The sequence below is a fragment of the Devosia sp. A449 genome, assembly GCF_054489375.1.
The window spans coordinates 615,853-638,242 of record NZ_JBTMWU010000003.1; the positions used below are offsets into that span (position 1 = coordinate 615,853).

Here is a 22,390-nt window from a genome sequence, read left to right on the forward strand (position 1 = left end):
AAGTCCGGGCGGCTAGCCGCTTACGCCGCAGGCGCTACATATTCCGGGCGCTGCTCCATGCCCTTCTGGGCGCGGACATAGTTGAGGAAGCGCGTGAACAGATAGTGGCTGTCGCCGGGGCCGGGATTGGCCTCGGGATGGTACTGCACGGAGAAGATCGGCTTGCCATCGACCGACAGACCCGCATTGGAGCCGTCGAACAGCGAGATATGGGTCTCGGTGACGCCGGCCGGCAGGCTGTCCTTGTTGACGGCAAAGCCATGGTTCATCGAGGTGATTTCCACCTTGCCGGTGGTCAAATCCTTGACCGGATGGTTGGCGCCGTGATGGCCCTGATGCATCTTGGACGTGGTGGCGCCGAGCGCCAGGCCGAGCAATTGGTGACCGAGGCAGATGCCGAAGATCGGCTTGCCGGTTTCGATCAGCGTCTTGATCGCGGGCACGGCATATTTGCCGGTCGCTTCCGGATCGCCGGGGCCGTTGGACAGGAACACGCCATCGGGATTATGCGCCAGCACGTCGGCGGCGGTCGCCGTGGCCGGCAGCACCGTTACCCGAGCGCCCTGATCGGCGAGGCAGCGCAGGATGTTGCGCTTGGCGCCGAAGTCGATGGCGACGACGTGGAAATCGGGCTTTTCGAGCGTGCCGTAGCCCTTGTCCCATTCCCAGCCGGTCTGGTCCCAGTGATAGGTCTGCGCCGTGGTGACTTCCTTGGCGAGGTCGAGCCCGACCAGGCCCGGGAAAGCCTTGAGCTCCCCCATGATCGAGGGCTCATCGAAATACCCGTCCGGCGCGTGGGCGATGACGCCATTGGGCATGCCGTGTTCGCGGATCAGGGCGGTCAGGGCGCGCGTGTCGATGCCGGTGATGCCGATGATGTTACGCTTCTTGAGCCAGGCATCGAGCTTTTCGGTGGCGCGGTAGTTCGACGGATTGGTGATGTCGGCCTTGAGCACGACGCCGCGGACGCCGGACAGAGCAGCCATATTGACCGTCTCGATGTCCTCGTCATTGGTGCCGACATTGCCGATATGGGGGAAGGTGAAGGTGATGATCTGGCCCGCATAGGACGGATCGGTCAGCACTTCCTGATAACCGGTCATGGCGGTGTTGAAGCATACCTCGCCAGCGGCATGGCCAATGGCGCCGATGCCGCGGCCTTCCAGTCGCGTTCCGTCTGCAAGGATCAGAAGTGCGGTCGCGGGGGATTGCTGCCAGCCGGTCACGGTGGGCCTCCAAGGGTTTGGCAATGTCGATTGAGGCCTCGTATTAGAAGCCTGAACGCGGCAGCGCAAGTGGCGCGACCGCCTATTTATGCCTATATGGGGCCATCAAAATGCATAGCAAGAGGACCAGAACCCATGCGCGAACAGTTCACTGAGGGCCTCAAGACCGCGCTCAAGGCCCGGGATCAGCGCCGTACGGCAACGCTGCGGGCCATCACGGCAGCGATTCAGGACAAGGATATCGCCATCCGCACCGAGGATCGCGGGCCGGCGACCAATGAGGAAATCCTGACCATTATCCAGAAGATGGTCAAGCAGCGCGAGGAGAGCTTTGCCATCTATGCGCAGGCCGGCCGTGCTGACCTGGCGACAGTGGAAAAGGAGGAAATCGACATCCTCAATGAGTTCCTGCCCAAGGGGCTGACGGAAGAGGAAGTCGATGCGGCCATCAAGGCAGCCATTGTCAGCAGTGGTGCCGATGGCGCCAAGGATATGGGCAAGGTGATCGCCCAGCTCAAAATCGACTATCCCGGCCGAATCGATTTCGGCAAGGCCAGTGGCAAGGTGCGCGCGGCGCTGGCGGGCTAGAGGTTTACGCTACCAGCCGAACGGCATGGACACGGTTGCGGCCGGCGCGCTTGGCTTTGTAGAGGGCGCTGTCGGCACGACCGAGCAACTGCTCGAACTTCTCGCCTTCGTCGCCACTGATGGCGATGCCGGCACTGACGGTGGCCTGCACCGGTCCTGTTGGCGAGGGGACGGCGCTGCGCTCGAAGCTGTCGCGGATCTGTTCGGCCACGATGGCGGCCGAGCGGGATGATATCCGTCCGAACACGATGCAGAATTCTTCGCCGCCCAGCCGCGCAGCGATATCGTCGGGGCCGATGTTGGCCTCAACGATGCGCGCGAAGAGCTCCAGCACCTGATCGCCGATGGCGTGGCCAAGCCGATCATTGATGGCTTTGAAGTGGTCGAGGTCGATCATGATGATGGCGACGCCCGGTTCCACCGTCTTGCCGGATAGGGAATCGAACAAGGCTCGCCGATTGAGCATGCCGGTCAGTTGGTCGGTCATGGCCTGACGGCGATGATGGCGGGCAACGCGGAACTGGTTGAGGGTCACCGACAGGGCGCCGAATCCGGTCAGCCCGATAATGGCGGCAATGGCGTTGAAGTCCTCCGCCCAATTCTGCGGCAGGGCGGTCAGCACGAAATCCCCATCGAGCAAAAGCACGACGCCGCACAAGGCGAAGGAGACCGCCACCACGAAGTAGAGCGCCGCATTGGCGATCAGCGGCAAGGGGGCCTCCGCGCGTCCGGCCCAGTAATGCCGGCTCGCCATCAGGGTCAAAACGGCAATGCCGAAATTGGCGAGGCTGGTGCCAACGCCGGAATAGCCCAGGGCGAAAGCCAGGGCGATGGCGCCGGTGAAGCTGCCCCAGACCCCAAACGCTGTCGGCAGGGAGACCGTGCCGAGATGGAACTGATGCGCACCCACGTAAATCGCGGTAAAGCCGCTGACCAGCAGCACAAAGGCGCCAAGCTGCAGCATTGAATCATAGGGCGCGCCGGGGACGCTGAACAGCACGACGCCGAGCACGACCAGGCCCATGCCGACGGCCCAGCTGAGCAAATAGGTGTCGCCACGCGCCCCGATCCAGCTGACCAGCAGCGTCATCGTCAGCGCCGTGCTGGAAAAGCCGATCGCTGTCAGCAGTGAGATCTGGTCTAAAAGCATCATCGCATCCGCACGGAGCTGTCCCGCAGATTTGCGGAATCATCTCTTGGGGGAGCTTTAGCAAAGCCTGACCCGATCACGCCCTGATGACGTGCGTTGTGGTGAGCAGAGTCTTAGCGCAGTGTTATTCCGCCGTGTTAGCAACCGGGGCTGGCGGCAGCAATCCCTGGCGATTCTCCCATATCAGGGAGGTGACGGCGATCGCTGCAGCCACACAGAGCGCCACGGCGCCGATCAGCGGCAGGTTGCGATAGCCAAAGCCGGCTTCGAGCAGGCTGGCGCCCAGCACGGCGCCGATGGCAATGCCGATATTGAAGCCGGTCGGGATCAGTGCCGAGGCCAGATTGGGGGCATCGCTGGCCCAGGCCAGTACGCGCGACTGCACCGGCGAGCCGAAGGCGAAATTGACCCCGCCCCAGAGCACCACGGCGACGGCCATGAGCAGCGGATCGGGGCTGACGACATAGAGCAGGACAAAGGCCAGCGCCTGCAGGCACAGGATGACGATCAGGGAGGGCATCAGCTTCCAGTCCGCCAGTCGCCCGCCGATGAACACGCCGATGGTCGAGCCAATGCCATAAAGCAGCAAAATCCACGGCAGGATGCCAACCGACAGCCCGGTCACCTCAAGCAGCAGCGGCGCAATATAGGTGAAGAGGCTATACTGGCCGATCATCACCAGGACGACGATGGCCAGCGAGGTGACGATCTGTTGACGGCCCAGCGCCTTGAACTCGCGCAGGAGGCTGCCGCTGGTGCTGGCTTCGCCGGTGCGGGCGGGCAGGAACAGCGCAATGCCAAGCGTGGCGATGAGGCCGAGCGCTCCGACGGCCCAGAAGGTGGCGCGCCAGCCCAGCGCAGTGCCGATCGCCGTGCCGGCAGGGACACCGAGAATATTGGAGACGGTAAGACCCGACAGGATCAGCGCCACGGCAAAGCCGCGCCGGTCGGCCGGCACCAGATTGACTGCGACGATGGCGGCGATGCCGAAATAGGTGCCGTGGACCACCGAAACCAGAACGCGCGCCAGCATCAGCAGTTCGAAATTGGGCGCCAGGGCGCACAGCGCCTGACCGATGGTGAAGCTGCCCGCGAGCAGCAGGATCAGCGTCTTGCGTGACATCTTCTTGGTCGCCACCGCCAGCAGCGGCCCGCCAATAGCGATGCCGATGGCATAACCCGTAACCAGATAGCCAGCGATCGGGATGGTCACGCCCAGTCCGGTGGCCACATCGGGCAACACGCCGGCGATGACGAATTCAGCGGTGCCGAACGCGAAGGCGGCAAGAAACAGGGCGATGAGGGGAAGCGACATGATCAATCCGCCAGAGGCGGGCCTTCAATTAAAGCAGCCTCAAACCACGGACAGGCACTGGCTGCAATCAACAATATGCCGTCGCCGCTTTAGATAATCTCCATTGGCAGTGGCTTTGGCCTCGCCGCCAACTGCGCTACACTTCTCGCGGGGTAGCGCGGCGAGTCCGCATAATGGAGGCAATAATGGCGGTTTCGGCTGAGACGAAGAAGCGGTTTGCGCTGGCGACGGCGCTGCGGGGCGTATTGATGTTGCTGGCGGGTCTTTACGCCATCATCTGGCCGGGCGAAGCACTCACCGTGATGGTGCTGGCCGGTGGTATTCTGCTGGCCATCGACGGGGTTCTGGGGCTGTGGAGCCTGACCTTTGGTGGCGGCAAAAGCGGCAATTACTGGTTTGACGTCGTCGGCAACGCTCTGTCGCTGATGCTGGGTATCCTGATCCTGATCAGCCCGCTGCTGGCGACCATCTTCACCGTCACCTTCATGGCCAGCCTGGTCGGTATCGCGGCGCTGGTCGTGGGCATCATGCAGATCGTGGTGATCGTCCGCGAGCGCGAGCATTATGCCCGCATCTGGCCGGTGGTGCTGTCCGGTGTCTCTTACATCCTGCTTGGCCTAGTGTTCCTGTTCTTTCCGCTGATTGCCAGCGCCACGGCGGTGATCTTCGGCGGTGTGCTGCTGGTGATCTTTGCCTTTGGCCTGTTCGGCTGGGCGTGGCGGCTCTATCAGCGCAGCAAGGCGGCGTGAGGCTGTGAACAACAGGGATAAGTGCGGGCGTGGGGTGACTTGGGGCCGCTGAATGCCTAGGTACCTAGCATGCGCTTTTCCGACCAGTTCCTCGACGAAATCCGTCAACGCCTGCCAATCACGCAGGTGGTGGGCGAGCATGTGCTGTGGGACAAGCGCAAGAGCCAGCCGGCCAAGGGCGATATGTGGGCCTGCTGCCCGTTCCATGGCGAAAAAAGCCCCAGCTTCCACGCCGATGACCGGCGTGGCATCTATCACTGCTTCGGTTGCGGGGTGTCGGGAGACCACTTCAAGTTCCTGATCGAAAAGGCCGGGATGAGCTTTCCCGAGGCGGTGGAAAAGCTTGCGAGCATGGCCGGCGTGCCGATGCCGGCCCGCGACGAACGACAGGAAAAGCGCGAGGCGGAGCGCAAGAGCCTGATCGACGTCATGGAGCTGGCGACGAAATATTTCGAGGCGGCGCTGCAGCACAATATCGGGGCGCGGGCGCGGGGTTATCTGCTGGAGCGCGGGGTTTCCTCGCAAAGCCAGACACGGTTCCGCATCGGCTTTGCCCCGGAGAGCCGCAATGGCCTCAAGGAGCATCTGGCGCAGAACGGCGTCTCGGCACAGGACATGATCGATACCGGGCTGGTCGCCAGCCGCGATGGAGATGCCCTGACCTATGACCGGTTCCGCAATCGCGTGATGTTCCCGATCACCGATTTTCGCGGGCGGGTCATCGCTTTTGGTGGGCGCGCCATGTCGGCTGACGTGCCGGCCAAATATCTCAACTCGCCCGAGACCGAGCTCTTTCACAAGCGGCAGACGCTGTATAACGGTCAGACCGCAAGGCAAGCGGCGCGCGACGGCAGCACTGTCATCGTGGTGGAAGGCTATCTCGACGTTATCGCAGCAGTAGCCGCTGGCTTTGAGGGCACAGTCGCACCGTTAGGCACCGCTCTAACCGAAGAGCATCTGCAACTGTTGTGGCGCATGTCGCCCGATCCGGTGTTGTGTTTCGACGGCGATAAGGCCGGTCTCAAGGCCGCCGAGCGGACGGCTGATATCGTCGTGCCGCATCTCAAGCCCGGTTTTACCGTACGAATCGCCACTCTTCCCGAGGGGCAGGACCCCGACGATCTGATCAAGGCGCAGGGGCGGGGCGCTTTCGCCGATGTTATCGACCGGGCCCGCAGCTTGTCGGACGTGATCTGGAGCATGGAAACCGGCGGGCTGGTACCGGAAACTCCCGAGGCCCGGGCGGCCTTGCAGCATCGGCTGCGCGAGCGTTCCAACACCATTCAGGATAGCTCGGTGCGGTTTCACTACGCGCAGGCGTTCGATGAGAAACTGCGCGCCTTCTTTGCGCCGGTGCGGCAGAACCGCTTCGAACCGCGTGGCGGTCAGCAGCGCTATGGGCAGAGCGGCGCCTATGGCTACCCGGCTCGGGGCACGCCGCGGCTGGTGGTTTCCGACACGCTGCGCAATTCGCGCCTGCTCAAACCAGGCTCGGTGGCCGAGGCGACGCCGCGCGAAGCAACCATCATTCTGACGCTGGTCAATCATCCGGCGCTGGTGGAAGACAAGTTCGAGGTGCTGGCGGCGATCGATTTCGACACGGTGATTGCGCAAAAAGTGATGACCGAAATTTTGAGTCTCGCCGTGCGCCATCACGATATCTCGTCCGACGACCTCAAAGCGGCGCTTGGCGTGCGTGGCCACGGCCCAACGCTGGACAAAATGAGCGACGTGCTGACCCGCCAGGGCGTGTGGCAGATGGCCTCAGAGATCGCTCTGGTCGATGCTGAGACCGGATTGAGTCACGCCTTGGCCTTGCATAACAAGAAAGTTCAGCTAAATAGGGAACTCAAGGCAGCCGAAGCGGCGCTGGGCGAAGACCCGAGCGAAGAAACCTTTGAAAGGCTGCGAGACATCAAGAACCAGATTACCACTGTCGATGGCACAGAGGCATTGATCGAAGGATTTGGTTCGTTATCGGGACGCGCGACACGCAGTTTTTAGGGGCAGCTCTAAAAATTAGCGAGTACGCGCGATTTTGCATGTGGCGAGATGTGCAGCAATCCTGGGGCGAACCTGGTCGCATTTTCAGGCGTTAACGTCTGAGTGACCAAACCTTTACCTTGCCTTGAGGTGTCACCACTTAAAGCCTTACCCGGACCCGAGCGCACGGGTACCGACGGAGTACCAGATGGCCACGAAGGCAGCACCCAAGACGACTAAGGAAACCGAGAAGCCGGAAGCCGGCGCCCCCGAGGCGACGAATGATTCCCCGCTGCTCGACCTTTCCGATGCCGCTGTAAAGAAGCTCATCAAGGTCGCCAAGAAGCGCGGCTACGTGACTTATGAAGAGCTGAACGCGGTCATGCCGTCGGACGAAGTGTCGTCCGAGCAGATCGAAGATTTCATGTCCATGTTCTCGGATATGGGCATCAACGTCGTCGACGAAGACGAGGTCGAAGAGACCGAAGTCGAGAAGGACGAGGAAGATCAGGGCCAGGAGGTCGCTCCGGCCACCGGCACTGCCGTTTCCACCACCTCCAATACCAAGGCCGGCGCTGACCGCACCGATGACCCGGTGCGCATGTATCTGCGCGAAATGGGTTCGGTCGAGCTGCTGAGCCGCGAAGGCGAAATCGCCATCGCCAAGCGCATCGAGGCCGGTCGCGAGACCATGATCGAAGGGCTATGCGAAAGCCCGCTGACCTTCCAGGCCATCATCATCTGGCGCGACCAGCTGGCGGCAGGCGAAATCCTGCTGCGCGACATTATCGATCTCGAAGCCACCTATGCTGGTCCCGACGCCAAGCAGGCGGCGCCGAACCCGGAACTGGTGAACCTCAACGCCGCGCCCAAGCCGGACGCAGTCGCTGAAAAGCCCAAGACGGCCGCGCCCAAGAGTGCCGCGGGCGAGGACGAATACGTGCCCGAGGAGCCGCAGGCTCCCCAGGACCCGGCCCCCGATGATGACGATGACGAGTTCGAAAACGCGCTGTCGCTGTCGGCGATGGAAGCCGAGCTCAAGCCGCAGGTCGTGGAAACCTTTGATCGCATCGCCGAAGCCTATGGCAAGATGCGCGAGCTGCAGGACAAGCACGCCGAGGATCGTACTGCCTCGGTGTCCGATGCCGACCGCAAGAAGATCGACGCGTTCCGTGGCGAAGTGATTGCCGACGTCAAGTCGCTGTCGCTCAATAACGGTCGTATCGAAAATCTCGTCGAGCAGCTTTACGACATCAACAAGCGTCTGGTGAAGCTGGAAGGGCGCCTGCTGCGTCTGGCCGAGAGCTATGGCGTCAAGCGCGAGAAGTTCCTTGAAAGCTACTATGGCCAGGAAGTGAACCCGGCTTGGGAAGCTGGCCTTGCCAGCTTTGACGGCAAGGGCTGGGCGGAATTCGCCAAGCGCGAAGTCGATACCATCCGTGAGATCCGTGGTGACGTGGCGACGCTGGCGACTGAAGCCGGCCTCAATATCGGCGAATATCGCCGCATCGTGCACAAGGTGCAGAAGGGCGAGCGCGAAGCTGCGATCGCCAAGAAGGAAATGGTCGAGGCCAATCTGCGTCTCGTGATTTCCATCGCCAAGAAATATACCAACCGTGGCTTGCAGTTCCTCGATCTGATCCAGGAAGGCAATATCGGCCTGATGAAGGCCGTGGATAAGTTCGAATATCGCCGCGGCTACAAGTTCTCGACCTACGCCACCTGGTGGATTCGTCAGGCGATCACCCGCTCGATCGCTGACCAGGCGCGCACCATTCGTATTCCGGTGCATATGATCGAGACGATCAACAAGATCGTTCGTACGTCGCGCCAGATGCTGCACGAAATCGGCCGCGAGCCGACCCCCGAGGAACTCAGCGAAAAGCTGCAGATGCCTTTGGACAAGGTGCGCAAGGTGCTCAAGATCGCCAAGGAGCCGATCTCGCTCGAAACGCCGATCGGCGACGAGGAAGACTCCAACCTGGGCGATTTCATTCAGGACGTGAATGCGATCCAGCCGATCGATGCGGCGATCCAGTCCAACCTGCGCGAGACCACCACCCGCGTGCTGGCGTCGCTGACGCCGCGCGAGGAACGTGTGCTGCGCATGCGCTTCGGCATCGGAATGAACACCGACCATACGCTCGAAGAGGTGGGTCAGCAGTTCTCGGTGACCCGCGAGCGTATTCGTCAGATCGAGGCCAAGGCGCTGCGCAAGCTCAAGCACCCGAGCCGCAGCCGCAAGCTGCGCAGCTTCCTCGACAACTAGGTCTTTAAACCGGGCCATCCCCGCGAAAGCGGGGATCTCCATATCTGGGGCGGCTCACGAATACGGGATATCCCGGGGAATGTTCAGACGATGACGGCAGTCCCCGCCCGCCTCAAACTCACCAGCATCCGGGCCATCGTCCCGTTCAAGCTGGTGGTGACGTTTTCCGATGGTTCGTCCGGCACATTCGATGCCGCGCCGATGATCGGGGAGCGGGGTGAGGGAACGGAACCATTGCGGGACCGGCGCTTCTTTGGCACGGTCGAACTGAAAAATGGCGTGCCGACCTGGCCGAACCACTTTGATGTCTCGCCGGATTGGCTGCGCGAGGAAATGGAAAAACGCGGCGTATTGCAATTGCCGCTACCGGTCCGCCGCAGGCGCTAACCGCGACGAAAGAGGAGACGAACCATGTCGTTTTGGAAGAACCTGTTCGGTGGTGGAGCATCGAGCCAGGAGCCGGCCGGCGACAAGGTGTTCGGCGAAGAAAGCTACAAGGGCTTTCTCATCAAGGCGATCGAGATGAAAGTCGGCAGCGAGCTACAGCTGGCCGGGATCATTGAAAAGGACATCGGCGGCGAGCTGAAGACCTATCGCTTCGTCCGCGCCGACCGCATGAGTTCACGCGACGACCTGCATGTCCTGGCCATCGCCAAGGGACGGCAGATCATTGATGAGCAGGGCGAAGCGATCTTCCGCTAGCCGCGACCAACCCATTTTTTTGACATTACCGGCGCTCGCGGCCCCAATAAGGGTCCTGCGAGGCCGTATTGTCGCATTTAGGAGTAAGACCCATGGCCAGAAAGCCAACCGCCCGCAGTGAATTCGTGATGTTCGACATCATCTATGAAGACGGCAGCCAGCGTTCCAACCGCAAGGTGGATGCCAGCCTGCTGGGTGGTCTTGACGGCGACGAGCCGGCCCGCACCGCCATCATGGACCAGGACCGCGCCATTTCGGAAAAGTCCGGCCTGCCGCCGTTGCAGATCAAGTCGATCCATCGCTCGGGCAAATAGGCCGCACAGGTCTAGCCGGCCAGCGCCTTGTCGACTGCCGGCTTGACCACGGTGCCGTAGAGTTCAATCGCCTGCATCACCTTGGCGTGCGGCAGTGTGCCGACGCTGAGCTGCAGGCCAAAGCGATCGTGTTTGAACCATTCGTGCTGCATCAGGATCTTGTCGATGATTTCCTGCGGCGACCCCATGAAATAGGCACCCTGCGGGGTGGCCCCGGCGTCGAATTGGGCGCGGTTGGTCGGCGACCAGCCGCGTTCCTTGCCGATACGGTCCATGGCAGCGCTGTGGGCCGGGTAGGCGATGTCGCGGGCGTCCTGGCTGTCGGCGGCGATGAAGCCGTGCGAGCTGATGCCGACTGGCGTGGTGAGCGGCCGGCCCACTTTCTCTAGCGTATCCCGATAAAACTGCACCAGCGGCGCGAACTGCTTGGGCTGGCCGCCAATGATGGCGATCATCAGCGGCAGGCCGTAATAGGCCGCACGGGCCACTGAATTGGGGGTGCCGCCGACGGCGATCCAGACCGGCAGGGGGTGCTGCACCGGCTGGGGATAGATCTCGATGCCGGGAATGGGCTTGGTGTTGGCGCTGCCCGGCCAGGCGACCTTGCCGCCCTCGCGGATCTTGAGCAGCATTTCGAGCTTTTCCTCGAAAAGGGTGTCGTAGTCCTCAAGATCGTAGCCGAAGAGCGGGAAGCTCTCGATGAAGGAGCCGCGACCGGCCATGATTTCGGCGCGGCCATTGCTGAGCAGGTCGAGCGTGGCGAATTGCTGCCAGACGCGGATCGGATCTTCCGAACTCAGCACGGTGACGGCGGTCGACAGGCGAATGGATTTGGTGCGCGCGGCGGCGGCGGCCAGAATGGTCACCGGCGCGGAGGCGACGTAATCGGGGCGGTGATGCTCACCCAGGCCGAAGAAGCTGAGGCCGAGCTGATCGGCCAGCTCGATTTCTTCGAGCAGGTCCTTGAGCCGTTCGGCGGGGCTTTGCAGCGCATTGCCGTTCAGCGCATCCGGGGTGTTTTCGGCAAACGAATATAGTCCGAGTTCCATCGGGGTGACTCCTGGTTGGGCCACAGATGGCTTGCCGATGCGGCGCAATCAAGAACGCACACCGGTGTAACCGCGCGTCCGGGGACGCGCGGTTGGTAGCAATCAGACGTTGCTGCCCGATGGGGTATAGGCGAATGGCGAAACGGGCGCCGGCGCCGGCTCGGGGGCTTTTTCGCCGGCAGCCTTGTGGATTTCGGCGACCAGAGCGGGGGCGAGCTTGAGCTTGCTGGCCAGCGCATCGAGATAGGCCCGCTCCGAGGCGGTATCGGCAGTGATGGCCACCAGGGACGCTGCGTAAATTTCGGTGGCGTGTTCAGGCGTATCGGCGCGGGCGACCACGGCGTTGATGTCGAGCGGGGTGGAGAGTTCGTCGAATACCCAGGCCTTTTCCTCGGGGGAGAGGCTCATGGTTTCCAGCTTGCCGAAGATGGCTTCCTTTTCGTCGGCGTCGATGCGGCCATCGGCCTTGGCGGCGGCAATCATGGCGCGCACCAGGGTCTTGCCCAGCTCTTCCTGGCCACGCGCGTCGCCGGCGGCGGGAATGAAGGCATCCTGCCCGTGGTCGGTAGCTGGAGCGCCCTGCTGGGTGCGCTGATAGTTCTGCCAGGCACTATAGGCGAGGCCACCCACGGCGGCGACAGCGCCGAGCTTGGCGGCATTGCCGGCCAGCTTGCCCAAGCCGCCACCGCTGAGCAGCATGCCGGCCGCCAATCCGGCAGCGCCGGTCATAGCGGTGCGCTTGGCATTGGGGTCGTTCTGGAGGGCTTTGACGATCTGGTCGATATTGAACATGGAGGTTCCCTGCTTTGTTGTCCGCAAATGGGGATGCCGTGAGGCCGGCGCAAGGCGGAACAGTAGACAAAAGTAAGACCCCGGTGGGGCGACCGGGGTCTCTTTCAGGACGGCATCAGAGGGAGGGCTGATGCGCCCCGGGAGATGTAACCGTCGTGGTTAGACGGCGGGTACGGCAGGTTCCGCAGCAGGCTCAGCGGCCGGGGCGGGCGTCGTGGCCGGAGGCGCTTCAACGGCGGGGGCCGGCGTTGCCGGGGCAGCATCAATCGCCGGAGCCTGGGTCATCGGGGCGGCGTCAGGGACCGCCGGGGTTTCAGTCATCGGGGCCGGGGTAGGGCTGGCGGGCGATTCAATCGCCGGAGTGCCGGTCGCCGGGGTCGACGGGCCAGAGTTGGCCGAGAAAACCAGATATCCAATGGCCAGCAAGGCCAGGACGACGATGATGCCAACAAACCAGCCCGTGCCATTGCTTTCGCGGGTGTACACAGTCCGGTTGGTATCATTCGTATAAACGGGATCGCGTTCAGGGATAGCCATGATTTCGCTCCTTTGTTTCACCGTATGACAAAGAAACGCGGGCTTTTTGTTTTCGTTCCCAATTACGTGATCACGACATGCGCCATGGGTCGCTGGCCGATTTTTGCTGACTGTTCAAGGAATTAGAGCGCAGTTTTCGCCTGCGTTGGGGCAAAACAGCGGCTAAAAACCAAGGTTTTTTCTGTCTTTTTGGTCGCTGGACAGCAAAAGGCCGGGCGCTGGGCCCGGCCTTTCATCGTTGAGTTGGTCTGCCGGCGTCAGTTGCTGGCGACGGTGATCAGCGGCGTGATGCGGCGGATGGTGACGCGACGGTTTTCGCGTTCTGCCGCTTCGGTGCGGATCTTGAGGTAGCGTTCGCCATAGCCCTGGGTCGCCAGGTTTTCCGGCGGCACGCCATAGAAGTCGCTCAGGATGCGCGCCACGGTGGCGGCGCGTAGGTCCGACAGGCCCAGATTGGAGATTTCCGAGCCCACAGCATCGGTGTGGCCTTCGATGAGGAAGGTTTCACCGGGGTTGTTGGCCAGCAGGGCCAGCATGGCGTTGGCGACGCTGGACAGCGCTCCGACCTGGTCGCGGCCGATGGTGGCTGCGGCAGTATCGAAGGTCAGGCCGCCGACTTCGAGCTTGCGCACGCTGTCGCGGACACGGGACGAACGCTTCACCTCGTCGATCGAATAGAGGCGGGCAACCTGCTCAACCGGCGGCTGGGCGAAGAAGACTTCCACTTCGTTCTCGTCGGCGAATTTGGCGTCGAGAACGTAATCCCGAACCGGGATATTCAGGCGTAGCGGCGGCAGGTCTTGGCCCGGGTCACGCCAAGTGTTCAGGTCGTTGTCGTAGCGGTCGTCGAAATAGGCCAGCACATATTCACGGCCTGCCGGGTCGATACGCGAACGGCGCAGGATATCGCCGTTGCGATTGCGGACGGTCACGATCTGGCTGCCATCCGGGCGGCTGATGGTTTCACGCACCCGGCCATTGCTCAGATTTTCGTAGAAGATCTCGTCCTGCTGCGGATTGTAGAACCGGTCGGTATCCTGACCGATCGAGTTGACGATCAACTGCGTGCCAACCTGCATGATGACCTGGGTGATCGCTTCGCCCGTGGTCAGCGCCTGCACATTATTTTGCTGCACATTGACGTTGTTCTGCTGCACGTTCACGTCGACATTGGTGACCGAATTGTCGACCGTGTTGTTCTGGGTGTTGTTGGTCGTATTGTTGGTGACGTTGTTCGTCGTGCTATTGTTGACGACATTGTTGTTGACCACGGTCTGGTTGATGATCGTGACATTCTGCGGCAGTTGCTGGGGCGCTTCCTGCTGCTGGATCACCAGTTCAGCTGGGGTGATGGCCGTGCCCTGTTCTTCCACCACCGAGATCATCGGCTCGGCCTTGAGGTCCTGAATGGACTGGGCCTGGGCGGACTGGTCGTCAACCGGGGGCGGGGCCAGGGGCGTGGTGTCGACCGGCTGCGCAGGCTGCTCGGCGGCGCCTGGGGCGGCCACTTCAGCATCCTTGGCACTGTCGAGTACTGGTGCAACCTGGTCTGCGGTGATGCCGGGCGGCAGCTCTTCAATGGCTTCAGCCGGGGCATCCACCACCACTTCAGCCGGGGCATCTACCACAGGCTGATCGGCCGGCGGGGGCGCTACGGGTTCAGCAGCGGGCGGCGCGACGGGCGCAGCCGGTTCGGGCAGGCTCGGTACGGTGGGCAGGCTCAGGCCATAGGTGGCCAGGCAGGCATTGATGTCGTTCTGGCCGATAGCGGCGCAGAGATTGGTAATCTCCTGCTGGGCGGCGTCCATCTTGGCCCGTGCAGCGGCGGCATCGCCACCGGAGAGCAGTTCGGCGACGGCGTCATTATAGAGATTGACCTGTTCCTGCAGGGCCGGCGCGATATCGGTCTGCGCTGCGGGTGCCTCGGGCACAGGCACTGGTGCCGGCGCGACCTGCTCCGGCGCGGGGGCAGGGGCGACCTCAACGGGAGCGGCAGGCTCGGCAGGAGCGGCAGGAGCCTCAACGGGGGCTTGAGCAGCAGCAGCGGCGGCAGCCTCTGCGGCAGCTTTGGCTTCAGCGGCCTGTGCGTCGGCGGCTGCCTGCGCGTCGGCTGCAGCCTGAGCATCGGCGGCTGCCTGTGCGTCAGCTGCTGCCTGGGCATCGGCAGCGGCTTGCGCCTCTGCGTCGGCGGCAGCCTTGGCTTCAGCTGCCTGTGCGTCTGCGGCCGCCTGAGCGTCGGCTGCGGCCTGTGCGTCAGCTGCTGCCTGTGCATCAGCCGCGGCTTGGGCCTGTGCGTCTGCGGCAGCTTTGGCTTCAGCGGCCGCCTGAGCTTCAGCTGCGGCCTGTGCGTCAACCTGCGGGTCGACGGGCGCGGCAGCGGGAGCTGCGCCGCTCGACAGCGCAGCGACACACTCGTCGATGCTGGAATAGCCGTTGACGATGCAAAGTTCGGTCAGAGTGCCTTGTGCGGCTTCGAGCGCGGCTGCGTCACCGGACGCCTGGGCGGCTGCATAGGCCTGATAGGCAGCGACGAGATCGCCATCCTGCGCACGCACGGTCAGGGGCATCAGGGCCATGAGGCCGATGCTGGTGCCGGTCAGGAGCCAGTTTCTAAGGCGCATTGTTCTTTTCCTTTATGTCGATTGACACTTGAGCCCAGCATCGCGAGGCCAGCCTGAACGCAAACTGAATGGATCGGCCAGCCGCCGTGGCAATGCAATTACCCCGTAAGCCCCGAAACGCCTGGGGTATGCGATGGTTCCGCTTCGGGCGCTGCAGACCGTGACGTCCCGATCATGGCGCCAATACGGCGAAGTGGACGGATCGGGGCGGTGTAGCGCTGGTGAGGCGCAGACGATCATGGTACGGCCAAAGGATGCAACAGGCGGTCGATACGCTCACCATTCCGACGCAAGGGCCGGGGCTCTATGAGTTCACCGACGCTCTGCGCCGGTTCGTGACCGATGCCGACGTGGCGACCGGGCTGATAACGGCCTTTGTGCGCCACACCTCGTGCTCGCTGTTGATCCAGGAAAATGCCGACGCGGACGTGAAAATCGATCTGGACGGCTTTTTCAAGCGGCTCGTGCCGGAGGGTATGGACTGGCTGGTCCACACCACCGAGGGACCGGACGATATGCCAGCGCATATCAAGGCGGCGTTGACGCAGACTTCCATCGGCATACCGGTGGTTGAGGGGCAGCCGGTGTTTGGCATCTGGCAGGGGATTTATCTTTTCGAGCACCGCCGTCGCCCGCATGGGCGCGAGGTGGTGCTGCATCTTATCGGAGATCGTTGATGGATTTGACGGCGATGCTGGCCTATTGGCCCTTCGTGCTGGGGCTGATGGCGACGGGAGTGGTGTCGGGCATCGCTGCCGGACTGCTGGGCATCGGGGGCGGGGCGATCATCGTGCCGGCGCTGAGCACGGCGCTGCTGCTGCTCGGCTATGACAGCGATGTGGTGCAGCATGTGGCGGTGGGCACCTCGCTCGCCATCATCATCCCCACCGGCATCATGAGTGCCCGGGCGCATTACAAGCGCGGCGCGCTGGACCTCAAGGTGCTGCGGTTATGGACGCCGTTCATCGTCGCCGGGACCTTTATCGGCGGGCTGATGGCCGGATATTTTTCCGGCGACGTGCTACGCATCGTGTTTGCCATCATGGCCTTCGTCATCGCCGGCAATATCGTCTTCGCCTTCCAGACCAAATTGATGGGTCACCTCAAAAGCTCGAACCCGACGCATCGGGCCTCGGCCTTTGTGGTGGGCTATATCTCGTCGCTGATGGGGATTGGCGGTGGTTCGCTGACGGTGCCGACGCTGGTGGCGTTCGGCGCGACCATGCATGCGGCTGTGGGGACCTCAGCGGCCGTTGGGGTAGCGATTGCCGTGTCCGGCACGCTGGGCTTCATCATTTCGGGTTGGGGCGCCACGGGGCTTCCTCCGCTCAGCCTGGGCTATATCAATCTGGTGGCGCTGGTGCTGGTCGCCGTGCTGGCCGCAGTATTTGCCCCACTGGGCGCGGCGCTGGCGCATCGGCTGGACCAGAAGACGCTGAAATATGTCTTCGCCACCTTCCTCGTGATCGTGGGCCTCAACATGCTGTGGAAGGTGGTGATGGGGTAGCGATACCCTAGCCACCAAAACAAAACCCCGCTGGCGCGGGGTTTTGCTGGATCAGGTTGGTGGGGACGGGTGACTACGGTATTTCCGTCCGTCCCCACCGACCCAGCCCCCTCGGAAGGGGTATGGGTGTTACTTCTTGGTGTCTTCCAGTTCCCACTGGACGACAACGTTGATTGCAAAGGCCAATTCGCCCGCCTCGACCGGAACCGGAGCGCTGGCAGCCATATCGGCCCGGGCATACATGGGGTAGGGCTGGGGCTGATTGTAGCCCTGGGTCTCGGAAATCGACTCAATCTCATCAAGTCGGCCACCAGCAGCGGTGGCATAAAGCTCGGCCTTGGCGCGGGCATCGGCAAAAGCGGCCTTGCGGGCCTCGTCATAGAGGGCGGAGGGATCGGCGACGGCAAAGCTCACGCCGTTGATGGTGTTGGCGCCGACGGTCACCGATTTGTCGAGAATGGTTCCCAGTGCGTCGAGCTGGCGCACGGCGACGGTCACAGTGTTGCTGACCTGGTAGCCGTTGATCTTGGGCGGCAGGGTGTAGCCATTGTCGTCGCGCGCGTCGCTATAGACATAGTTGGGGTTGACCGAGAAGCCCGAGGTCTGGATGTCGCGGGCTTCGATGCCGGTGGCCTTGAGGGCGGCGATCAGCTCGGCCATCGCGGCCGTGTTGGCGTCGAGCGCTTCGCGGGCGGTGGCGCCCTGCGTGGTCACGCCGGAGCTGATCTGCGCCATATCCGGGGCTGCCATGACCTCGCCGCGCCCCTCAATGCTGATGGTGCCGGCATAGGCGGGGAGCGCCAGACCGGCGACAAGGGCGAAAGGAACAAGGGCAGCAAGGTGGCGCATGATAGACTCCATCTGGTTGTGAGGGACTAATCCCCATCCATTGCGTCAGTATTGCGGCGCAGCTGAACCGAACTTGAACGGCGCTGTGGACATTGGTTCATCGCCAAAAGTATGACTTATGAGACTTGCGTTTAGAGGCGGCGGTGGGTACTCACTGCCCTGACATTTTAGGGGCGGAACATGGGCGACAGGCATTATCCCGACGGTACTCTGGTGGGGCGCGCCCGCGTTCCGGGCCATGCGCATCCTCGTATCGTCACGGTCCGCGATGGCGATCTGATCGATATCACGGCCCGTGGTTTTGCCACGGTGCGCGATATTGCCGAGAGCGGCAATGCGGCCCAGCACGTACAGAGTGCAACCGGCAAAAACCTCGGCAGCGTTGCGGCAGTGCTGGCAAATTCGGCCTCCGTAAGCCCTGACAGCGCCCTGCCAAGCCTGCTGTCGCCCATCGATTTGCAGGCGATCAAGGCTTCGGGGGTGACCTTCGTCGTTTCCCTGCTGGAACGCGTGATCGAAGAGCAGGCGCGTGGCGATAAATCGCGTGCCGATGCGCTGCGCGGGGAGATTCTCGAGCTGATCGGCATGGATTTGTCCGAGCTGGTGCCGGGGTCGGACGCGGCGATGAAGGTCAAGGCGGCGCTGATCGAGAAGGGCGTGTGGAGCCAGTATCTCGAAGTGGGGATCGGGCCGGACGCCGAGATCTTCACCAAGGGACAGCCAATGAGTTCAGTGGGTTATGGCGCCGAGGTGGGATTGCATCCGGTGTCGAGCTGGAACAATCCGGAGCCGGAAGTGGCGCTGGTGGTGACCAGCAAGGGCGAAATCATCGGCGCGACTTTGGGCAATGACGTCAATCTGCGCGACGTCGAGGGCCGCTCGGCGCTGCTGCTGGGCAAGGCCAAGGACAATAATGCCTCGGCTTCGCTGGGGCCGTTCATCCGCCTGTTCGACGGCGATTTTACGCTGGAAACGGTCAAGCAATCCGAGATTGCGCTGCGGGTCGAGGGCGAGGACGGCTTCGTGCTGGACGGGCATTCCTCGATGAGCCAGATCTCGCGAACCCCGGAATCCCTGGTGGCTGCGACCATTGGCGGGCATCACCAATATCCTGATGGGCTGGTGCTTTACCTGGGCACGATGTTCGCTCCGGTGAAGGATCGCGGCGGCGTCGGCAAGGGCTTTACCCACAAGCTCGGCGACGTGGTTGCCATCTCGACTTCGACGCTGGGCACCCTATCTAACAGGGTGAACCTCTCCACCAAATGTCCGCCCTGGACCTATGGCGCCAGCCATTTGCTGCGCGACCTGGCCAAGGCCGATCTTCTTTAGCTCCCTCCGAAAGGCACTCCCAAATGGCTGAATTGCACAAGAATCTGATCAATGGCGAATGGGTGGGTTCCGACGGGATCGAGAACATCAATCCGTCGAATACCGCTGAAGTTGTGGGGGTTTACGCCCGCGCTACCGTCGAAGACACCAAGCAAGCCATTGCTGCTGCCAAGGCTGCATTCCCGGCCTGGTCGCGTTCGGGCATTCTGGAGCGTCATGCGATCCTCAGCAAAGCCAGTCAGGAAATCCTGCAACGCAAGGCAGAGCTTGGGGAATTGCTCAGCCGTGAGGAGGGCAAGACCCTGCCCGAGGGCATCGGCGAGGTGACCCGCGCGGCGCAAATCTTCGATTTTTTCGCAGGCGAAGTCTTGCGGCAAGCTGGCGAAGTTCTTGCGTCTGTCCGCCCCGGCGTGGGTGTGGAAATCACCCGTGAGCCGGTCGGGGTGATCGGCATCATCACGCCGTGGAATTTCCCGATCGCCATCCCGACCTGGAAGATCGCGCCGGCGCTGGCCTATGGCAATACCGTGGTGATCAAGCCGGCCGATCTGGTGCCGGGCTCGACCTGGGCGATTGTCGATATCCTGGTGCGGGCCGGCCTGCCCAAGGGTGTGCTTAACCTGGTGATGGGCAAGGGCTCGGTGGTCGGCCAGACCATGCTCGACAGCAAGGACGTCAACGCCATCAGCTTCACCGGCTCGGTGGGCACCGGCAAGCGCGTTGCGGCGGCTTCGATTGAGCATAACCGCAAGTTCCAGCTTGAGATGGGCGGCAAAAACCCGACCGTGGTGCTCGACGACGCCGACCTCAAGGCCGCCGTCGAGAGCGTGGCACAGTCGGCGTTTTTCTCGACCGGGCAGCGTTGCACGGCATCGTCGCGCGTCATCGTCACCGAAGGCATCCACGACAAGTTTGTCGAGGCACTGGCCGAGCGGACGCGCAATCTGCGGGTCGGTCATGCGCTGGACGCGAATTCCGAAATCGGGCCGGTGGTTGACCCCAGCCAGCTCAAGCAGGACACCGACTATATCGCCATCGGCAAGGCCGAAGGCGCCAAGCTGGTGGCCGGTGGCGAATTGGTGAAGTCGGCGACCGAAGGCTATTTCCTGCAGCCGACGCTGTTTACCGAAGCGACCAATTCGATGCGCATCAGCCGCGAAGAGATCTTCGGGCCGGTGGCTTCGGTCATCCGGGTCAAGGATTATGACGAAGCACTGGCCACGGCCAATGACACCGAGTTCGGCCTCAGCGCCGGCATCGTCACCACCTCGCTGAAATATGCGACGCATTTCAAGCGCAATGCCGAAGCCGGTATGGTGATGGTCAACGTGCCGACCGCCGGCGTCGATTTCCACGTGCCGTTCGGGGGCCGCAAGGGCTCGAGCTACGGCCCGCGCGAGCAGGGCAAGTATGCGGCGGAGTTCTTCACCGTGGTGAAGACGGCTTACACCGCAGCCGGCTAATCCGCGCTGCGATGAGTTTGACCCTCGGGCCCGGCCCGAGGGTTTTTTTATGCCCGAGCGTTTTCACATAGCGGACCAGCCACTTAGTGGCTGGCGAAGCAGAGCATTCTCTCCCATTGTGGGCTTGGTTCGGCCACATGGCGGAGCTAGAGGCGATGTGAAGCGGGAGAGTGCGTAATGGCTGAGCGAATGTCCGTGCTGGCACCGTTTAAGCACGAGACCTTCCGGCTGCTGTGGACGGCGACGCTGGTATCGAATCTGGGCGGGCTGGTGCAGTCGGTGGGCGCCGGCTGGATGATGACCACGCTGACGGACTCGCACAACATGGTGGCGCTGGTGCAGGCGTCGACCACGCTGCCGATCATGGTATTTTCCTTGGCCTCGGGTGCGCTGGCCGATAATTTCGACCGCCGCATCGTCATGATCATCGCCCAGATCGGGCTGGCGCTGGTTTCGGCGGTTCTGGCGGTGATGGCGTTCATGGGGCTGCTGACGCCCTGGCTGTTGCTCAGTTTTACCTTTCTCATCGGCTGCGGCACGGCGTTGTTCAACCCGTCCTGGCAGGCTTCGATGGGCGATATCGTGCCCCGGCACGACCTGCCGGGCGCGGTGACGCTCAACGCCATGGGCTTCAACATGATGCGCAGCGTCGGCCCCGCGGTTGGCGGGGTGATCGTGGCGCTGGCCGGTGCGGCGGCCGCCTTCGCGCTCAATGCGCTGAGCTATCTGCCGCTGACGGTGGCGCTGCTGCGCTGGAAGCCGGATTACGTGCCAAACCGGCTGCCGCGCGAAGATTTCGGCAGCGCCATCCTGGCGGGGCTGCGCTATGTGTCGCTGTCGCCAAACCTGACGACGGTGCTGTTTCGCAGCTTCCTGTTCGGGCTGGCTGCGGTGTCGATTTTGGCGCTGCTGCCTTCGGTGGCGAGTGAATATGTGGGCGGCGGCCCGATGGTCTATGGCACGCTGCTGGGCTGCTTCGGGCTGGGGGCGATTGGCGGCGCGTTTCTCAATGGCCGTATTCGCGAGCGGTTCAGCAATGAAGTGATCGTGCGGTTCGCCTGTGCCGGCTTTGCCATCAGTTGCGTGGGGCTCGGGCTGAGCCGCGATCCGCTGCTGAGCCATCTGGCGCTGCTGCCCGCGGGCGGCTGCTGGGTGCTGGCGATGTCGCTGTTCAATGTCTCGATCCAGCTGTCGTCGCCGCGCTGGGTGGTGGGGCGGGCTCTCTCGCTGTATCAGACCGCCACGTTCGGCGGCATGGCGATGGGTAGCTGGGTCTGGGGAGCCAGCGCGGATGGCTTCGGGCTGGGGGCCGCCCTGGTGATGGCGAGCCTGGTGCTGCTGGTGTGTGGGCTGGTCGGGTTCCGGCTGCCGCTGCCGGAGTTCAATTCGCGGGACCTCAACCCGCTCGACACCTTCAATGAGCCGGTCCTGAAACTCGATATGCGACCGCGCAGCGGGCCGATCATGGTGATGATCGATTATCGCATCGCCCAGGAAGACATTCCGCGCCTGCTCTCGCTGATGGCGGCGCGGCGCCGCATCCGTATCCGCGACGGGGCCAGGCAATGGGCGCTGCTGCGCGATCTTGAACATCCCGATATCTGGACCGAGTCCTATCACGTGCCGACCTGGATCGACTATGTGCGGCACAATCTGCGGCGCACCAAGGCGGATGCGGAGAATAGCGAGCAGCTGCGGGCGCTGCATCGGGGGACCGAGCCGCCGAAGGTGCATCGGCTGATCGAACGGCAGACGGTGCCGCTGAGCGATGATACGCCGTTAAGGGATATTCCGGAGGTTTGAGGGGGCACCCCTCAGACGTGTAGAGATTTGGCCCACCCACGATGTCACCCCGGCCTTGAGCCGGGGCCCAGCCTGAAATGGAACCGGTGGCTGGATCTCAGGATGGGTCCCGGCTCAAGACCGGGATGACACCGCGTTTTG

Annotated in this window: 20 protein-coding genes; 12 read left to right on the forward strand and 8 right to left on the reverse strand. The window is 62.8% G+C overall.

Annotated elements, in window-relative coordinates:
- Window positions 1–20: 20 nt before the first annotated feature.
- On the reverse strand, window positions 21–1,226 hold the full coding sequence (gene carA / locus ACX3OW_RS12245) for a glutamine-hydrolyzing carbamoyl-phosphate synthase small subunit (RefSeq protein ID WP_459096043.1): 1,206 nt from the start codon (window positions 1,224–1,226) through the stop codon (window positions 21–23).
- A 135-nt stretch (window positions 1,227–1,361) separates the two neighbouring features.
- Between carA and ACX3OW_RS12250 the strand changes: the two genes are divergently transcribed.
- Entirely contained in the window at window positions 1,362–1,814 is a 453-nt protein-coding gene (locus tag ACX3OW_RS12250) for a GatB/YqeY domain-containing protein (protein ID WP_459096044.1), read from the forward strand.
- A gap of 4 nt (window positions 1,815–1,818) precedes the next feature.
- Here ACX3OW_RS12250 and ACX3OW_RS12255 read toward each other — a convergent pair whose 3' ends face one another.
- Window positions 1,819–2,964: a GGDEF domain-containing protein gene (locus ACX3OW_RS12255; RefSeq protein WP_459096045.1), complete on the reverse strand. Its 1,146-nt coding sequence runs from the start codon at window positions 2,962–2,964 to the stop codon at window positions 1,819–1,821.
- Between the two features lie 124 nt (window positions 2,965–3,088).
- Window positions 3,089–4,279: an MFS transporter gene (locus ACX3OW_RS12260; RefSeq protein WP_459096046.1), complete on the reverse strand. Its 1,191-nt coding sequence runs from the start codon at window positions 4,277–4,279 to the stop codon at window positions 3,089–3,091.
- A gap of 185 nt (window positions 4,280–4,464) precedes the next feature.
- On the opposite strand from ACX3OW_RS12260, the gene ACX3OW_RS12265 reads away from it, so the two are divergent.
- The 6 genes from ACX3OW_RS12265 (at window position 4,465) to ACX3OW_RS12290 (ending at window position 10,296) form a co-directional block, all read left to right on the forward strand.
- Window positions 4,465–5,028 (forward strand): HdeD family acid-resistance protein, encoded by a 564-nt coding sequence (locus tag ACX3OW_RS12265; protein ID WP_459096047.1) that lies wholly within the window; start codon window positions 4,465–4,467, stop codon window positions 5,026–5,028.
- A gap of 69 nt (window positions 5,029–5,097) precedes the next feature.
- Window positions 5,098–7,032, forward strand: coding sequence for a DNA primase (gene dnaG, locus ACX3OW_RS12270; protein ID WP_459096048.1), 1,935 nt, complete (start codon window positions 5,098–5,100; stop codon window positions 7,030–7,032).
- 187 nt (window positions 7,033–7,219) lie between these two features.
- Window positions 7,220–9,280 carry an RNA polymerase sigma factor RpoD gene (gene rpoD / locus ACX3OW_RS12275; protein WP_459096049.1) on the forward strand — a complete coding sequence of 687 codons (2,061 nt, stop codon included), beginning with the start codon at window positions 7,220–7,222 and terminating at the stop codon, window positions 9,278–9,280.
- A 90-nt stretch (window positions 9,281–9,370) separates the two neighbouring features.
- Entirely contained in the window at window positions 9,371–9,667 is a 297-nt protein-coding gene (locus ACX3OW_RS12280; protein ID WP_459096050.1) for a DUF2442 domain-containing protein, read from the forward strand.
- Window positions 9,668–9,691: 24 nt separating this feature from the next.
- Window positions 9,692–9,982: an HlyU family transcriptional regulator gene (locus ACX3OW_RS12285; protein WP_459096051.1), complete on the forward strand. Its 291-nt coding sequence runs from the start codon at window positions 9,692–9,694 to the stop codon at window positions 9,980–9,982.
- A 92-nt stretch (window positions 9,983–10,074) separates the two neighbouring features.
- The gene (locus ACX3OW_RS12290; RefSeq protein WP_459096052.1) at window positions 10,075–10,296 is read left to right on the forward strand and encodes a hypothetical protein; all 222 of its coding nucleotides are present in this window, start codon (window positions 10,075–10,077) and stop codon (window positions 10,294–10,296) included.
- An 11-nt stretch (window positions 10,297–10,307) separates the two neighbouring features.
- On the opposite strand, the gene ACX3OW_RS12295 is transcribed toward ACX3OW_RS12290, so the two are convergent.
- The 4 genes from ACX3OW_RS12295 to ACX3OW_RS12310 all read right to left on the reverse strand — a co-directional run bounded on the left by ACX3OW_RS12295 (window position 10,308) and on the right by ACX3OW_RS12310 (window position 15,295).
- Window positions 10,308–11,345 (reverse strand): LLM class flavin-dependent oxidoreductase, encoded by a 1,038-nt coding sequence (locus ACX3OW_RS12295; RefSeq protein WP_459096053.1) that lies wholly within the window; start codon window positions 11,343–11,345, stop codon window positions 10,308–10,310.
- Between the two features lie 102 nt (window positions 11,346–11,447).
- Entirely contained in the window at window positions 11,448–12,137 is a 690-nt protein-coding gene (locus ACX3OW_RS12300; protein ID WP_459096054.1) for a tellurite resistance TerB family protein, read from the reverse strand.
- A 159-nt stretch (window positions 12,138–12,296) separates the two neighbouring features.
- Window positions 12,297–12,674: a hypothetical protein gene (locus ACX3OW_RS12305; protein WP_459096055.1), complete on the reverse strand. Its 378-nt coding sequence runs from the start codon at window positions 12,672–12,674 to the stop codon at window positions 12,297–12,299.
- Window positions 12,675–12,931: 257 nt separating this feature from the next.
- Window positions 12,932–15,295, reverse strand: coding sequence for an OmpA family protein (locus ACX3OW_RS12310; protein ID WP_459096056.1), 2,364 nt, complete (start codon window positions 15,293–15,295; stop codon window positions 12,932–12,934).
- 254 nt (window positions 15,296–15,549) lie between these two features.
- Between ACX3OW_RS12310 and ACX3OW_RS12315 the strand changes: the two genes are divergently transcribed.
- Both ACX3OW_RS12315 and ACX3OW_RS12320 read left to right on the forward strand, forming a co-directional pair.
- Window positions 15,550–15,972: a secondary thiamine-phosphate synthase enzyme YjbQ gene (locus tag ACX3OW_RS12315; RefSeq protein ID WP_459096057.1), complete on the forward strand. Its 423-nt coding sequence runs from the start codon at window positions 15,550–15,552 to the stop codon at window positions 15,970–15,972.
- Window positions 15,972–16,802 carry a sulfite exporter TauE/SafE family protein gene (locus ACX3OW_RS12320; protein ID WP_459096058.1) on the forward strand — a complete coding sequence of 277 codons (831 nt, stop codon included), beginning with the start codon at window positions 15,972–15,974 and terminating at the stop codon, window positions 16,800–16,802. The genes ACX3OW_RS12315 and ACX3OW_RS12320 overlap by 1 nt, the downstream gene beginning before the upstream one ends.
- A gap of 129 nt (window positions 16,803–16,931) precedes the next feature.
- Here the strand turns inward: ACX3OW_RS12320 and ACX3OW_RS12325 are convergent, their stop codons facing one another.
- Window positions 16,932–17,651, reverse strand: a complete 720-nt coding sequence (locus ACX3OW_RS12325; RefSeq protein ID WP_459096059.1) for an SIMPL domain-containing protein — start codon at window positions 17,649–17,651, stop codon at window positions 16,932–16,934.
- 180 nt (window positions 17,652–17,831) lie between these two features.
- Here ACX3OW_RS12325 and ACX3OW_RS12330 point away from each other — a divergent pair, with 180 nt between their 5' ends.
- The 3 genes from ACX3OW_RS12330 (at window position 17,832) to ACX3OW_RS12340 (ending at window position 22,249) form a co-directional block, all read left to right on the forward strand.
- Window positions 17,832–18,983, forward strand: a complete 1,152-nt coding sequence (locus ACX3OW_RS12330; protein ID WP_459096060.1) for a fumarylacetoacetate hydrolase family protein — start codon at window positions 17,832–17,834, stop codon at window positions 18,981–18,983.
- 23 nt (window positions 18,984–19,006) lie between these two features.
- The gene (locus ACX3OW_RS12335; RefSeq protein ID WP_459096061.1) at window positions 19,007–20,446 is read left to right on the forward strand and encodes an aldehyde dehydrogenase family protein; all 1,440 of its coding nucleotides are present in this window, start codon (window positions 19,007–19,009) and stop codon (window positions 20,444–20,446) included.
- A gap of 177 nt (window positions 20,447–20,623) precedes the next feature.
- The gene (locus ACX3OW_RS12340) at window positions 20,624–22,249 is read left to right on the forward strand and encodes an MFS transporter (protein ID WP_459096062.1); all 1,626 of its coding nucleotides are present in this window, start codon (window positions 20,624–20,626) and stop codon (window positions 22,247–22,249) included.
- Window positions 22,250–22,390: the final 141 nt, after the last annotated feature.